Genomic DNA, 14200 nt, shown 5'->3' with positions numbered 1-14200 from the left:
GGTTTAAAGATTCTCGGATCCGGTCAGGCGCTTGATGGTGCTGCGCAGAATGGTGCTGTCGGGCTGATCCTTGAGGAACTTGCCCCACACTTGTTTGGCTTCGCGCTGATTGCCCTTGGCCCACAGAACCTCGCCAAGGTGCGCGGCGACTTCGTGGTCAGGGAAACGCTCGAGCGCCTGGCGCAGGTATTTCTCCGCGTCGTCCAGATTGCCCAGGCGATAGTTCACCCAGCCGAGGCTGTCGAGAACTGCCGGGTCTTCCGGGTTGATCTGGTGCGCCTGCTCGATCAGCGTTTTTGCTTCAGCGTAGCGGGTGGTGCGATCGGACAAGGTGTAGCCCAGCGCATTCAGCGCCATGGCGTTGTCCGGGTCGCGCTTGATGATCAGGCGCAGGTCTTTCTCCATTTGCGCCAGATCATTGCGTTTTTCCGCGAGCATGGCGCGGGTGTAGAGCAGATTGAGATCGTCCGGGTATTTCTGCAGCGCTTGTTGCAGAACTTTCCAGGCCTTGTCGTCCTGTTTATTGGCCGACAGGGTTTCCGACTCGATCAGATACAGCTGGATCGCGTAATCCGGTTGCTCGTCACGCTCGGCCGCCAGCTTGCTCTGCGCTTCGACGGTTTTGCCGTTGCTCATCAGGATATCGGCCTGACGCAGCTGTGCCGGCAGATAGTCATTGCCCGGGCCGACCTGGGCGTATTCGATGAGCGCGCCTTGCGGGTCATTGCGTTCTTCGGCAATCCGGCCGAGATTCAGATGCGCTGAATCGACGTGGCTTTCGCGAGCGATCAGGTCTTCCAGATAGCCCTTGGCTTCATCCCACGCCTTGGCTTCCAGGCACACCAGTGCCAGCGAGTAACGCAGTTCATCGTCTTCCGGGTATTGCTGAACGAGCGTGGAGAATTCGGCCTTGGCGTCGTCCATGCGGTCCTGTTCGACCAGCATGCGCGCGTAAGTCAGGCGCAGGCGTTTGTCTTCCGGGTATTTCCTGATGCTTTTCTGCAACAGCGGCAGCGCTTCGTCGCCACGGTTGAGCAATTGAAGCAGGCGCGCGCGCAGCAGGATCGGTGCGATCTCGCCATCTTCCGGTGGGTTGTCTTCGAGCAGAGTCAGTGCGCCTTGATTGTCGCCGTCCTGCTGCAACAGCAGAGCCTTGCCGAAAATCAGCTGATTGTTGTTCGGGTGGCGCTGGAGCAAACGGTCGAAGCTTTTCATCAGGCCGTTGCGGGTTTCCTGATCGGTGTCGGCGGCCGACAGCGCGAGGAAATCGAAATGGGTGTCGCCCTTGCCCTGCAGGACTTTCTCCATGTAGACCATGGAGTCGTCGTAACGCCCGGCGCGGGCCAGTTGCACGGCAGCGGCGCGTTGCGCTTCGAGATCGTCCGGGGCATTGCGGGCCCAGATCAGCGCGGTGTCGAGGGCCGGTTGATCGGCGCCCAGATATTCGGCGATGCGGAACGCACGCTCGGAAACGCCCGGATCCTGGGTGTTGATGGCCTGGGTCACGTAATTGTCCAGGGCAATGTCGAAACGATTGCGCTGGCCAGCGAGTTCGGCGCTCAGCAGACTGAACACGGTTTCCTCGCTGAACGAGCCGTAAACCTTGGGCTTTTCAGGTGCGGGCGTGGTGTCTTCGACCGGCGGGGTGCCGTCCGGCGCAACGGGCGCCATGGCCTGGCAGCCGCTGAGGAAGACAAAAGCGAGGAGCAACGCGGAAGATCTATTCATATAGGAAGAGGACGACTAACCTGCGGTCGGATCATCATGACACAAGCCTTCGGCCAAACATAACCGAGACTCAATTGTGGCCATTATAGGGGCTGACGATTGGGACAATAGTCAGCGGTAGTTGTTCTGAATCTTTCGAAGTAGGACAATTGCCGGCTTCACGTCACCACCAGCGACCTTGAATGGCCTTCCTTGCACTCGGTATTAACCACAAGACTGCTTCAGTAGACGTCCGCGAGCGCGTGGCCTTTACCCCTGAGCAGCTGGTGGAGGCCTTGCAGCAGCTCTGCCGACTGACCGACAGCCGCGAAGCCGCGATCCTCTCCACCTGCAATCGCAGTGAGCTTTATATAGAACAGGATCAGCTCTCGGCCGATGTCGTGCTGCGCTGGCTGGCCGATTATCACCATCTGAGCCTCGACGAGCTGCGCGCCAGTGCTTATGTGCATGAAGACGATGCGGCTGTTCGTCACATGATGCGCGTCGCCTCCGGGCTCGACTCGCTGGTGCTGGGCGAACCGCAGATTCTCGGTCAGATGAAATCGGCCTACGCCGTGGCCCGCGAGGCCGGCACCATCGGTCCGCTGCTGGGGCGGTTGTTTCAGGCGACGTTCAATGCCGCCAAGCAGGTGCGTACCGATACTGCGATCGGCGAGAACCCGGTGTCGGTGGCGTTTGCCGCAGTGAGCCTGGCGAAACAGATTTTCAGCGATCTGCAACGCAGCCAGGCGCTGCTGATCGGTGCCGGCGAGACGATTACGCTGGTCGCGCGCCATTTGCATGAGCTGGGGGTCAAGCGCATCGTCGTCGCCAACCGCACGCTGGAGCGCGCCAGTCAGTTGGCCGAGCAGTTCGGCGCTCACGCGGTGCTGCTCTCGGACATTCCGGCGGAACTGGTGCGCAGCGACATCGTCATCAGTTCGACCGCCAGCCAGTTGCCAATCCTCGGCAAGGGTGCGGTGGAAAGTGCGCTGAAGCTGCGCAAGCACAAGCCGATCTTCATGGTCGACATTGCCGTACCGCGGGATATCGAACCGGAAGTCGGCGAGCTCGACGACGTTTATCTGTACAGCGTCGACGATCTCCACGAAGTGGTCGCCGAGAACCTCAAGAGCCGTCAGGGCGCTGCGCAAGCGGCGGAGGAGATGGTCTCGGTCGGCGCCGACGATTTCATGGTGCGCCTGCGCGAACTGGCGGCAGTCGATGTGCTCAAGGCCTATCGTCAACAGAGCGAACGCTTGCGTGACGAGGAATTGCAAAAAGCCCTGCGTCTGCTGGCCAACGGCGGCAACGCCGAAGACGTGCTCGGGCAACTGGCCCGTGGCCTGACCAACAAACTCTTGCATGCGCCCAGCGTGCAATTGAAAAAGCTGTCTGCCGAAGGCCGCCTCGATGCGCTGGCCATGGCCCAGGAACTCTTTGCCCTTGAGGGCTCACCGGATAGTTTTTCGGATAAAAAACCGCAATGAAAGCGTCACTGCTCAACAAGCTGGACATTCTCCAGGACCGTTTCGAGGAACTGACCGCGCTGCTCGGCGACGGTGAAGTCATTGCCGATCAGGCCAAATTCCGCGCCTATTCCAAGGAGTACGCCGAACTCGAACCGGTAGTGGCCGCCTATAAAAAGCTGCTCGGCGTACAAAGCGATCTTGAAGGCGCGCAGGCGCTGCTCAAGGATAACGACCCGGACATGCGCGAAATGGCCGTGGAAGAAGTTCGCGAAGCCAAGGAGTTGCTGGTCACGCTGGAATCCGATCTGCAGCGCATGTTGCTGCCTAAAGATCCGAATGACGGGCGCAACGTCTTCCTCGAAATCCGCGCCGGCACCGGTGGCGACGAGGCGGCGATCTTCTCCGGCGACCTGTTCCGCATGTACTCGCGTTATGCCGAGCGGCGTGGCTGGCGCGTCGAGATCCTCTCGGAAAACGAAGGCGAACACGGTGGCTATAAAGAAGTCATCGCGCGCATTGAAGGCGACAACGTTTACGGCAAGCTGAAATTCGAGTCCGGCGCGCACCGCGTTCAGCGCGTACCCGCCACCGAATCCCAGGGCCGGATCCACACCTCGGCGTGCACCGTGGCAGTGTTGCCGGAGCCGGACGAGCGCGAAGCGATCGAGATCAACCCGGCGGATCTGCGCGTCGACACTTACCGTTCCTCCGGGGCCGGTGGTCAGCACGTCAACACCACCGATTCGGCGATCCGCATTACCCACATCCCGACCGGCACTGTCGTCGAATGCCAGGAAGAGCGCTCCCAGCACAAGAACCGTGCCCGGGCGATGGCGTGGCTGTCGGCCAAGCTCAACGATCAGCAAAACGCAGCGGCGGCCAACGCGATTGCCAGTGAGCGCAAGTTGCTGGTCGGCTCCGGTGATCGTTCCGAGCGTATCCGCACCTACAACTATGCCCAGGGCCGGGTCACCGACCATCGCGTCAACCTGACCCTGTATTCGCTGGATGAAATTCTCGCCGGTGGCGTCGAAGCCGTGATCGAGCCCTTGCTGGCCGAATATCAGGCTGACCAACTCGCAGCGATAGGTGAATAAATGACCATCATCGCCAGCCTGTTGCGCGCCGCCGAGTTGCCGGACTCGCCGACTGCGCGTCTGGACGCTGAATTGCTTCTCGCCGCCGCACTGGGCAAGTCGCGCAGCTTCCTGCATACCTGGCCCGAGCGCATCGTGCCGAGTGAAGCGGCGCTGACCTTTGCCGAGTATTTGCAACGGCGGCGTAGCGGTGAACCGGTGGCCTACATTCTCGGCCAGCAGGGCTTTTGGAAGCTGGATCTGGAAGTCGCGCCGCACACGCTGATTCCGCGTCCTGACACCGAATTGCTGGTGGAGGCAGCCCTTGAGCTGCTGCCGGCAACTCCGGCCAAGGTTCTTGATCTGGGCACCGGCAGTGGCGCGATTGCTTTGGCCTTGGCCAGCGAACGCCCGGCGTGGAAAGTCACTGCCGTGGATCGTGTGCTTGAAGCCGTGGCCTTGGCCGAACGCAATCGCCAGCGTCTGCACCTGAACAACGCTACGGTGCTGAACAGCCATTGGTTCAGCGCACTTGCAGGCCAGCGCTTTCAACTGATCATCAGCAACCCGCCGTACATTGCCGCCGCCGATCCGCATCTGGTCGAGGGCGATGTACGCTTCGAACCGGCCAGTGCGCTGGTCGCCGGTGAAGATGGTCTCGATGATCTGCGTCTGATTGTTGCGCAGGCGCCGGATTATCTTGAAACCGGCGGCTGGCTGATGCTCGAACACGGCTATGATCAGGCCGAAGCCGTGCGTGATCTGCTGCTCACTCGTGGCTTTGAAGAAGTCCACAGCCGCACCGATCTGGGCGGCCATCAACGCATCAGTCTGGGGCGCCTGCCGTGCTGAATGATCAGGAATTGCTGCGCTACAGCCGGCAGATTCTGCTGCAACACATCGACATCGACGGGCAGCTGAAGCTCAAGGCCAGCCGCGTGCTGATCGTCGGCCTCGGCGGCCTCGGCGCGCCAGTGGCGTTGTATCTGGCAGCGGCGGGCGTCGGCGAATTGCATCTGGCGGATTTCGACACGGTCGATCTGACCAATCTGCAACGGCAGATCATTCACGACACCGACAGTGTCGGCATGTCCAAGGTCGACTCGGCGCTCAAGCGCCTGGGCGCGATCAATCCGGAAATTCAACTGGTCGCCCATCGCCAGGCGCTGGACGAGGATTCTCTCGGTGCAGCGGTGGCGGCGGTGGATCTGGTGCTCGATTGCTCGGACAACTTCTCTACCCGCGAGTCGGTTAACGCCGCCTGTGTTGCCGCGTGCAAGCCACTGGTCAGTGGCGCGGCGATTCGTCTAGAAGGGCAGTTGTCGGTGTTCGATCCACGACGTGCCGACAGCCCTTGCTATCACTGCCTGTACGGTCACGGCAGTGAAGCCGAACTGACCTGCAGCGAGGCCGGCGTGGTCGGGCCATTGGTCGGTCTGGTCGGCAGCTTGCAGGCGCTCGAAGCGTTGAAGGTTCTGGTCGGCTTTGGTGAACCATTGGTGGGGCGACTGTTGTTGATCGACGCCTTGGGCTCGCGATTCCGTGAGCTTCGCGTCAAGCGCGATCCGGGCTGCAGCGTCTGTGGCGCCCGCCATGCGTGAAGCGCCGATCGGCGTGTTCGATTCCGGGGTCGGCGGCTTGTCGGTCCTCGGCGAAATCCAGCGCTTGCTGCCCAACGAATCGCTGCTTTATGTCGCCGATTGCGGGAACATTCCTTACGGCGAGAAAACCCCGGAATTCATCCGCGAGCGTTGCAGCGTGATGGCCAGGTTTTTTCGCGAGCAGGGGGCCAAAGCTTTGGTGCTGGCGTGCAATACCGCGACCGTGGCGGGGGTTGCCGATCTGCGTCGCGATTTCCCCGACTGGCCGATTGTCGGCATGGAACCGGCGGTCAAACCGGCCGCAGCGGCCACACGAAGCGGCGTGGTTGGCGTCCTGGCCACGACCGGCACGTTGCAGAGCGCGAAGTTTGCCGCGTTGCTCGATCGCTTCGCGGCTGACATAAAAGTCATCACCCAGCCCTGTCCGGGACTGGTCGAACTGATCGAAACGGGTGATCTGCACAGCGCCGAATTACGCACTTTATTGCAAGGTTACGTCGCTCCATTGCTGGCGCAAAACTGCGACACGATCATTCTTGGCTGTACCCATTATCCCTTCCTAAAGCCGCTACTCAGGTCGATGATCGCCGACGATGTCAGCCTGATCGATACCGGAGATGCCGTGGCCCGGCAGTTGCAACGCTTGCTCGCCGAGCGTGATCTGCTGGCGCAACGTCCGAGCCAGCCGGTGAAGTTCTGGACCAGCGGCGATCCGCAATCTCTCAGAAAAATCCTACCGTTGCTGGGCCAAACTGCGTCGAATGTGCAAAACTTCGACTTGTAAAAAAAATGTGAAATAACTAAAAAAACGCTGAACTTCTGACCAAGCGCGGATTTCTATAGCGACAGCAGCAACTAAAAACCAAACGATCGTTCCGGAAAAGGAAGTTTCAAAGTGAAGCGACTATTCTGCTTGGCCGCGATTGCGGCCGCACTGATGGGGCAAAGCATTACTGCACAAGCCGCTGGCGTTGAATTCGCCGTCGGCGGTACCAGCGATTCGACAATGACGTATCGCTTAGGCATGAATTTCGACTGGGACAAGAGCTGGCTGCAGAGCGACGTGGGTCGCCTGACCGGCTACTGGAGCGGTGCCTACACGTACTGGGAAGGTGACAAGACTTCCAGCAACAACAGCCTGTCGTTCTCACCTGTATTCGTTTACGAGTTTGCCGGCCAGTCGGTCAAGCCATACGTGGAAGCGGGTATCGGCGTGGCGTTCTTCTCCAACACCGAATACGAAAGCAACAACCTGGGCGGCTCCTTCCAGTTTGAAGACCGCATCGGTGTCGGCCTGCGTTTCAACGGCGGCCACGAAGTCGGAATCCGCGCCACGCACTACTCCAACGCCGGCCTGTCCAGCGACAACGATGGTGTAGAAAGCTACGCGCTGCATTACACAATGCCGCTGTAATCCGCCTACGCGGAACCAACGTGGGAGCGAGCCTGCTCGCGAAAGCAGAGTGTCAGCCAATTCAAATGGTGGCTGACACACCGCCTTCGCGAGCAGGCTCGCTCCCACAGTTGTTTCTGCGCCGTCAAAGAAATCAGCGGTAGGCTGTAGCAATTCCCCGGCGCTCTTCGATGCACTCCGGCGCGCCCATTTCAAACTCGCGGCAAATCAGCGGGCGTCGTTCATAGATCGTGCACATCATGCTGTCGCGATCCAGTGCCGCGCACCAGCCGTCGTCCAGACGCAGCATCACTTCGCCGCCCCATTCATCGGTATCGATAAAGCGATCAGGCACGCCGGTGTCGGTGATCAGCATCACTTCGAGCTGGCAGCAGCACGCCGCACAGGTCGAGCAGGTGACCGCCGGTTCGGCGATTTGTGTGTGAGGGATGGTTTTCATCGTGGCAGTGTAAGGCAGTGATCGCGGTGGGTGTGAAAGCGCTGACGGACGCTCACGGCGCCAGACGCCGTGCCATCAAGTGCAACAGCGGGAACAGCCCTGCCCAGAGCAGCCCGATAACGATCAGCGTCGACACTTCGCCGTAAGGGAAATGTACGCCGGCCAGGCGTCCGCCACCGTAGTACGACAACGCCCCGCCCACCGCGCCAAGTGCGCTGGCCAGCCACCATGGCCGCGCGCTCCAGGCCAGGCAGTGGCGCAACGTGGTGGCGAGCAGTGCCCATAGCAGCATCAGCCACAACGGAATCAGCGGTGACGCGTCTGCAAAGCGGAACACGTCGAGGTAACGCAGAACACTGTCCACCGCCGTGCCGACAATCACCACGCACAGTATCAAACGACCTTCTGCCGCCCAACTGCTGATCCAGCGCAGATGAATCACCAGCGCCGCCAGTGCCAGCAACAGCCATAAACTGTTGCCGCCGAGCACGCAGGCCAGCCAGCCGAGCTGAAACAGCACGGCATTGGCGATTCGCTCACGCATCGAAGCGTCCGAGCAGCGGCGCGGTCATCGCCGCCGGTTTGGCCAGCAGCAATTGCGCGGTGCCGATGGTGCGTTCGAGGAACCCGCCCTCGCAATAGCACAGGTAAAACTCCCACAAACGCAGGAAATAATCGTCGTAGCCCAGCTCGCTCAGGCGACCATGGGCGAGGCGAAAGTTCTCGTGCCACAGGCGCAGTGTCTTGGCGTAATGCAGGCCGAAATCTTCCATGTGCAGCAGGTTCATGTCGGTTTCGCGGCCGACCACATCGAGCATCTTGTGCACCGAGGGCAGGGCGCCGCCGGGGAAGATGTAGCGCTGGATGAAGTCGACGCTGCGCTTGGCCTGTTCGTAGCGTTGTTCGCGAATGGTGATCGCCTGGAGCAGCATCAGGCCGTTGCTTTTGAGCAACTGCGCGCATTGTTTAAAGTAGGTCGGCAGGAACCGATGGCCGACCGCTTCGATCATCTCGATCGACACCAGTTTGTCGTACTCGCCGCTGAGGTCGCGGTAGTCCTTGAGCAGCAGGGTGACGCGATCCTGCAAGCCCAGTTGTTCGATGCGCTTGGCAGTGAACGCGAACTGCTCTTTCGACAGCGTCGTAGTGGTCACGCGGCAACCGTAATGCTGCGCTGCGTAAAGGGCCATGCTGCCCCAACCGGTGCCGATTTCCAGCAGGTGGTCGCTGGGTTTGAGCGCGAGTTTCTGGCAGATGCGCTCGAGTTTGTTCAGTTGCGCCTGTTCCAGGGTGTCGCTCGGCGAAAGGAACTGGGCGGCGGAATACATCATGGTCGGGTCGAGAAACTGTTCGAACAGTTCATTGCCGAGGTCGTAGTGCGCGGCGATGTTTTTCTGCGAACCCTTGCGCGTGTTGCGATTGAGCCAGTGCAGCCCTTGTACGAAGGGCCGGCCCAGACGCGCCAGGCCACCTTCCATGGCGTCGAGTACATCGAGATTGCTGACGAACACGCGCACCACAGCAGTCAGGTCCGGCGAACTCCAATAGCCGTGGATGAATGCTTCGCCGGCGCCGATCGAGCCGCTACTGGCGACCATGCCCCACAGGGCCGGGTCGAGTACATGGACTTCGCCGAGCAGGGCGCTGCCCGGAGTGCCGAAAAGCATTTGTTCGCCATCCTCGACGACCATCAATTGTCCGTGTTTGAGCTGGGCCAATTGGCGCAACACGCCACGGCGCAGCAGCGAGCCGGTCAAACCGTTGGTGCTGAAGCGACCGAGCGGCAGGCTAGAGGATTTCATGGTGCGGCTCCTTCGGAGGCACAGTGGCGGTTTTAAAGCTGCCGTCGGCAGCCTGGTGAGGGAAGATCGGCGCGCGCTTGAGCAGCAGTCGCAGTGCTTGCCAATAAATCGCCAAAGCGGTTTTTGCGGTCATCCACGGGAAGCGCCGCAGATAGCGATGCAGGCTGCGACGATCGAGCGGTTCGCGGCGCAGATTCAGTGTGGCGTCGAACAGTTTCTCGTTGCCCTGCCAATCGGCCATGTGCACGCCAAGGCTTTGCGCAGCCGGGCTGAAGCTCATGCGGTATTCGAGGTCGCGGGGCAGAAACGGTGAAACGTGAAACGCCTTGGCTACAGCAAAATGTTGGTGGAAATCCACCAGACTGGTCGGCGTCTGCGCCGGCAACACGTAATGAAAACGCTCGCGCCATGGCGTATTGGTGACTTCACAAACGATCGCCGCCAGTTGTCCGTCGGCTTCATGGCAGTAGAAGAAGCTCACCGGATTGAACGACAGCCCCCAACTGCGCGGCTGGGTCAGCAGGCATACCGCGCCTTGTGGTTCATGACCGATGGCTGCACCGACCTGCTGGCGCACCGCGTCGATCAGGCGTATGCCCTTGCCGGTGAAGGCTTTGAGGTAATCGGTTTCGCGAAACGAGAACGGCGCGAAACGACTGCGCCCCGCCAGCGGCGACAAGGCCAGCACGGCGTCCTGTTCGCTCAGGTCGAGGTAGAGCAAACCGATGCGGTAGCGGAATTCGTGGCGGCGCGGCGCAAAACGTCGGTGGCCGATGACGCCGCTGTAGAGGGCGCTGTTCACAGGGTTTCACCGAACGCGGCGGCTACGCGCAGCCCGCTGACCACGCCATCTTCATGAAAGCCGTTGGCCCAGTAGGCGCCGCAATAATGCGTGTGCTGCTCGCCGTCGAGTTCGCCCCAGCGGTTTTGCGCGGCCGCTGCGGCGAGGGTGTATTGCGGGTGAGCGTAGGTATAGCGGGCCAGCACTTTATCGGGGCTGATGCCGGCAGTCTGGTTGAGGCTGACGCAGAACGTGGTGTCGCTCTCGATGCCCTGCAGGATGTTCATGTTGTAGGTGACCGCCGCGCGGGTATGGCCGGCGCCGCCGAGGCGATAGTTCCAGCTGGCCCAGGCCAGTTTGCGCGTAGGCAGCAGGCGCGTGTCGGTGTGCAGCACGACGTCGTTGTCGGCGTAGAGCAGGGCACCGAGAATCGAACGCTCGGCGTCGCTCGGGTTGGCCAACAGCCTCAGGGCCTGATCGCTGTGACAGGCGAACACCACCTTGTCGAAATGTTCGAGGCCGGCCGGGCTGTGGATAACCACACCATGCTGATTGCGCTCGACGCGGCTGACCGGGCAGGTCAGGCGAATCCTGTCGCTGAACGAAGCGGTCAGCGGCGCGACGTAGGCACTGGAACCGCCTTCGATGACCTGCCACTGCGGCCGATCACTGACCGACAACAGGCCATGATTCTTGAAAAAACGCAGGAAGAATTGCAGCGGGAAATTGAGCATTTCCGCCATTGGCATCGACCAGATCGCCGCGCCCATCGGCACGATGTAGTGCAGGATGAAGCGCTCGCCGTAGCCGCCGGCCTTGAGGTAATCATCGAGCGTGGTATCGGCGGCGATGCGCAGTTCCACCAGGTCGCGCTGGGCTTCTTTGTTGAAGCGCAGAATGTCGCGCAGCATCCCCCAGAACCCGGGCGACAACAGATTGCTGCGCTGGGCGAACAGGCTGTTGAGGTTGTTGCCGTTGTACTCCACGCCAGTGTCCGGGTCGGTTACCGAAAAGCTCATTTCGGTCGGCTTGAACGCCACGCCGAGCTGGTTGAGCAAGCGAATGAAGTTCGGGTAGGTCCAGTCGTTAAACACGATGAAACCGGTGTCGATGGCGAACGATTGCCCAGCCACGCTGACCGGTACGGTGTGGGTGTGGCCGCCGACCCAGTCACTCGCTTCGAACACGGTGATGTCGTGGCGGCGGTTCAGCAGGTAGGCGCAGGTGAGCCCGGCGATACCGCTGCCAATTACGGCGATTTTCATATCGGGTCCCGCTGCGGAGGGTTCTTGCGCACCATGCGTTTGCCGATCGCCAGTTGCGCGCGGGCGGGCAGCTTGGACAGCGGCCACAGCGCGGCCATGAACAGCCCCGGGAAGGCAATTTCCAGCGGACGGTCCTTGAGTTTGGCGAAGATGTGCCGCGCCGCTTTATCTGCGGGCCAGCTCAGCGGCATCGGGAAATCGTTCCTCTCGGTCAGCGGCGTTTCGACAAAACCCGGGCTGATGATGGTGACTTCAATACCTTCATCCGCCAGATCGATGCGCAGCGATTCGAACAGGTAACGCAGCCCGGCCTTCGATGCGCCATAGGCTTCGGCCCGTGGCAGCGGCAGGTAAGTCACCGAGCTGGCCATGCCGACCAGATGCGGCGCGGTGCCTTTGCGCAACAGCGGCAGGGCGGCTTCGATGCAATAGCTGCTGGCGAGCAGATTGGTGCGCACCACGTGCTCGATGATCGACGAATCGAACTGGCGCGCGTCGACATATTCACAGGTGCCGGCGTTGAGAATCACGCTGTCCAGCGAACCCCAGGCCTCGGTGATCTGCTCACCGATTTCGCGCACGGTCTGACTGTTGGTCAGATCGCCGGGCACCACCAGCACCTGGCCCGGATAACGCTGGGACAAGACCTTGAGCGGCGCGGCCGAGCGCGAGCTGACCGCCAGGTGTGCGCCGCTTTTCAGAATGTCCTCACACAAGGCTGCACCGATGCCACTGCTGGCGCCGGTCAACCAATACCGCCGTGGAGGTGTACGACTCATCCCATTCTCCTTTTCAGCCAGGCAATCACCCGGCCCAATATTGGCAAGTGTTCATACAGCAGCGCCCCGGCATCGAAATAATCCCGATGGCGATAAACCTTGTCGCGCCAGAGCAGGTGCGAGCAGCCACCGACCCTGATTTCCCGACCGTTGGCCAGGCGCGGATGGCGATAACTCATGACCCAGCGCAGGTAACCCTCACCTTCGCGGATCTGGTCGAAACCATGAAAATCGAAACGCAGATCGCTGACGTTGGCGTACAGCTCACTGAAGTAATCCCGCAGTTGTGCCAGGCCCTGAACTTCGTGCAGCGGATCGGTGAAATGAATGTCGTCGCTGTACAGCTCGCCGAGGCGATGCAGGTTGTCTTTGTTCAACCCGCAAAACTCGCGGGCGAAGCTGCGCAGGAATTCACTCATCGCTGCCGCCCACAGGCTGGCGCGACGGCAGGTTCTTGAACGCCGTCAGCGCACGCTCGCGTGAAGTGCTGAGGTTGACGATCGGCGCCGGATAACCGGCCACGCCGAACAGTCCTCCGGCTGCCGCCGGATTGTGCACTTCCTTCTTGTTGAGCCCGGCCAGTTCCGGCAACCAGCGCTTGATGAACACGCCTTCGGCATCGAATTTTTCCGACTGGCTCAGCGGGTTGAAAATACGGAAGTACGGCGCTGAGTCGGTGCCGGTCGATGAGCTCCATTGCCAGCCACCGTTGTTGGCCGCCAGGTCGCCGTCGATCAGGTGGCGCATGAAAAAGCGTTCGCCCTCGCGCCAGTCGATCAGCAGGTTTTTCGTCAGGAACATCGCCACGACCATGCGCAGGCGATTGTGCATCCAGCCGGTTTCCAGCAGTTGACGCATCGCCGCGTCGATGATCGGCAGCCCGGTGCGTGCCTCCTGCCAGGCCTTGAGTTCTTCCGGCGCATCGCGCCAGGCCAGCGCCTCGGTTTCCGGGCGGAAGGCGCGATGCCGCGAGACACGTGGGTAGCCGACCAGAATGTGTTTATAGAACTCGCGCCACAGCAGCTCGTTGATCCAGGTCACTGCGCCGACCTTGCCGCTTTCGAACTCGCCCTGATTGCTTTGCAGTGCAGCGTGCAGGCACTGGCGTGGCGAGATCACGCCGGCGGCGAGATACGCCGACAATTGGCTGGTGCCAGGTTTGGCCGGGAAGTCGCGTTCGCTGCGGTAGTAGTCGATCTGCGCGTCGGTGAAGGTGTCGAGGCGGCGCTGCGCCTCATGCTCGCCGGCCGGCCACAGGGCGCGCAGGGATTCTCTCGGCGTGGCGAAGCCTTTTACCGCCTCCGGAATTGCATCGCTGGCGATATCAAGCGCGGCCTGCTTGCCGGGTGCCTTGACCAGTGCCGGCATCGAGCGATGCAGGCGTTCGTAGCAGACTTTGCGAAACTGACTGAACACCTGGAAGTAGGTGCCGGTCTTGGTCAGCACTGTGCCGGGTTTGAACAGCAACTGATCCAGGTAACTGTGGAATTCGATGCCTTCGGCTCGCAACGTTTCGGCCACGGCTTCATCACGGCGGCTTTCGTGAACGCCGTATTCCTCGTTGACGTGCACCGCCTCGATCTTCAAATGCCGGCAGAGTTTGAGCAGCTCCGCCGGTGCCTGATCCCAGTGCGGTGCGCTGCGAATCAACAACGGGATGTTCAGCGCGCCGAGGCTCTGGCTCAGTTCGCGCAAATTGCGCAGCCAGAAATCCACTTTGCACGGCGCATCGTCGTGCGCCAGCCATTGCTGCGGACTCAACAGATACACCGCCACGGTCGGGCCGCGAGCTGCGGCGGCCGCGAGGGCTGTGTTGTCACGTTGGCGCAAGTCGCTGCGCAGCCAGATCAGTTGCATGTGATTA

At 61.1% G+C, this 14200-nt stretch carries 15 protein-coding genes; 6 read left to right on the top strand and 9 right to left on the bottom strand.

Annotation, left to right across the window (positions count from 1 at the left end; all coding sequences use genetic code 11):
- Window positions 1-3: 3 nt before the first annotated feature.
- Window positions 4-1728, bottom strand: coding sequence for a tetratricopeptide repeat protein (locus AB9L16_RS21515; RefSeq protein ID WP_252876892.1), 1725 nt, complete (start codon window positions 1726-1728; stop codon window positions 4-6).
- Window positions 1729-1910: 182 nt separating this feature from the next.
- On the opposite strand from AB9L16_RS21515, the gene hemA reads away from it, so the two are divergent.
- From hemA to AB9L16_RS21485, 6 genes are all read left to right on the top strand, one after another.
- Window positions 1911-3197 carry a glutamyl-tRNA reductase gene (gene hemA, locus AB9L16_RS21510; protein ID WP_016773209.1) on the top strand — a complete coding sequence of 429 codons (1287 nt, stop codon included), beginning with the start codon at window positions 1911-1913 and terminating at the stop codon, window positions 3195-3197.
- Window positions 3194-4276 (top strand): peptide chain release factor 1, encoded by a 1083-nt coding sequence (prfA, locus tag AB9L16_RS21505; RefSeq protein WP_016773210.1) that lies wholly within the window; start codon window positions 3194-3196, stop codon window positions 4274-4276. Before hemA ends, prfA begins: the two co-directional genes overlap by 4 nt.
- Window positions 4277-5107: a peptide chain release factor N(5)-glutamine methyltransferase gene (gene prmC / locus AB9L16_RS21500; RefSeq protein WP_375122682.1), complete on the top strand. Its 831-nt coding sequence runs from the start codon at window positions 4277-4279 to the stop codon at window positions 5105-5107.
- The gene (locus AB9L16_RS21495; RefSeq protein WP_375122681.1) at window positions 5101-5856 is read left to right on the top strand and encodes a molybdopterin-synthase adenylyltransferase MoeB; all 756 of its coding nucleotides are present in this window, start codon (window positions 5101-5103) and stop codon (window positions 5854-5856) included. Before prmC ends, AB9L16_RS21495 begins: the two co-directional genes overlap by 7 nt.
- Window positions 5849-6640 (top strand): glutamate racemase, encoded by a 792-nt coding sequence (gene murI, locus AB9L16_RS21490; protein WP_375122680.1) that lies wholly within the window; start codon window positions 5849-5851, stop codon window positions 6638-6640. The genes AB9L16_RS21495 and murI overlap by 8 nt, the downstream gene beginning before the upstream one ends.
- A 111-nt stretch (window positions 6641-6751) precedes the next feature.
- Window positions 6752-7270, top strand: a complete 519-nt coding sequence (locus tag AB9L16_RS21485) for an acyloxyacyl hydrolase (protein ID WP_041480001.1) — start codon at window positions 6752-6754, stop codon at window positions 7268-7270.
- Between the two features lie 133 nt (window positions 7271-7403).
- On the opposite strand, the gene AB9L16_RS21480 is transcribed toward AB9L16_RS21485, so the two are convergent.
- From AB9L16_RS21480 to phrB, 8 genes are read right to left on the bottom strand one after another with little or no spacing between them, the layout of a single operon-like run.
- Window positions 7404-7709 (bottom strand): YkgJ family cysteine cluster protein, encoded by a 306-nt coding sequence (locus AB9L16_RS21480; protein WP_024014290.1) that lies wholly within the window; start codon window positions 7707-7709, stop codon window positions 7404-7406.
- A 52-nt stretch (window positions 7710-7761) separates the two neighbouring features.
- A complete protein-coding gene (locus tag AB9L16_RS21475; protein WP_151551149.1) occupies window positions 7762-8253 on the bottom strand; it encodes a DUF2878 domain-containing protein in 492 nt (163 codons plus the stop codon).
- The gene (locus tag AB9L16_RS21470; protein WP_236168897.1) at window positions 8246-9511 is read right to left on the bottom strand and encodes a cyclopropane-fatty-acyl-phospholipid synthase family protein; all 1266 of its coding nucleotides are present in this window, start codon (window positions 9509-9511) and stop codon (window positions 8246-8248) included. Before AB9L16_RS21470 ends, AB9L16_RS21475 begins: the two co-directional genes overlap by 8 nt.
- The gene (locus tag AB9L16_RS21465) at window positions 9498-10313 is read right to left on the bottom strand and encodes a DUF1365 domain-containing protein (RefSeq protein WP_375122679.1); all 816 of its coding nucleotides are present in this window, start codon (window positions 10311-10313) and stop codon (window positions 9498-9500) included. The genes AB9L16_RS21470 and AB9L16_RS21465 overlap by 14 nt, the downstream gene beginning before the upstream one ends.
- The gene (locus AB9L16_RS21460) at window positions 10310-11557 is read right to left on the bottom strand and encodes an NAD(P)/FAD-dependent oxidoreductase (protein WP_095181658.1); all 1248 of its coding nucleotides are present in this window, start codon (window positions 11555-11557) and stop codon (window positions 10310-10312) included. The genes AB9L16_RS21465 and AB9L16_RS21460 overlap by 4 nt, the downstream gene beginning before the upstream one ends.
- On the bottom strand, window positions 11554-12336 hold the full coding sequence (locus AB9L16_RS21455; RefSeq protein ID WP_041479996.1) for an SDR family oxidoreductase: 783 nt from the start codon (window positions 12334-12336) through the stop codon (window positions 11554-11556). The genes AB9L16_RS21460 and AB9L16_RS21455 overlap by 4 nt, the downstream gene beginning before the upstream one ends.
- On the bottom strand, window positions 12333-12755 hold the full coding sequence (locus AB9L16_RS21450) for a nuclear transport factor 2 family protein (protein WP_071173575.1): 423 nt from the start codon (window positions 12753-12755) through the stop codon (window positions 12333-12335). The genes AB9L16_RS21455 and AB9L16_RS21450 overlap by 4 nt, the downstream gene beginning before the upstream one ends.
- Window positions 12748-14193, bottom strand: a complete 1446-nt coding sequence (phrB, locus tag AB9L16_RS21445; RefSeq protein ID WP_375122678.1) for a deoxyribodipyrimidine photo-lyase — start codon at window positions 14191-14193, stop codon at window positions 12748-12750. Before phrB ends, AB9L16_RS21450 begins: the two co-directional genes overlap by 8 nt.
- Between the last annotated feature and the right edge of the window lie 7 nt (window positions 14194-14200).

It is taken from the genome of Pseudomonas sp. LW8 (genome assembly GCF_041956865.1).
GTDB classification, from domain to species: Bacteria; Pseudomonadota; Gammaproteobacteria; order Pseudomonadales; family Pseudomonadaceae; genus Aquipseudomonas; species Aquipseudomonas siliginis.
The sequence above is the reverse complement of the archived record's forward strand: the minus strand, read 5'-3'. Positions and strand labels throughout refer to the sequence as shown.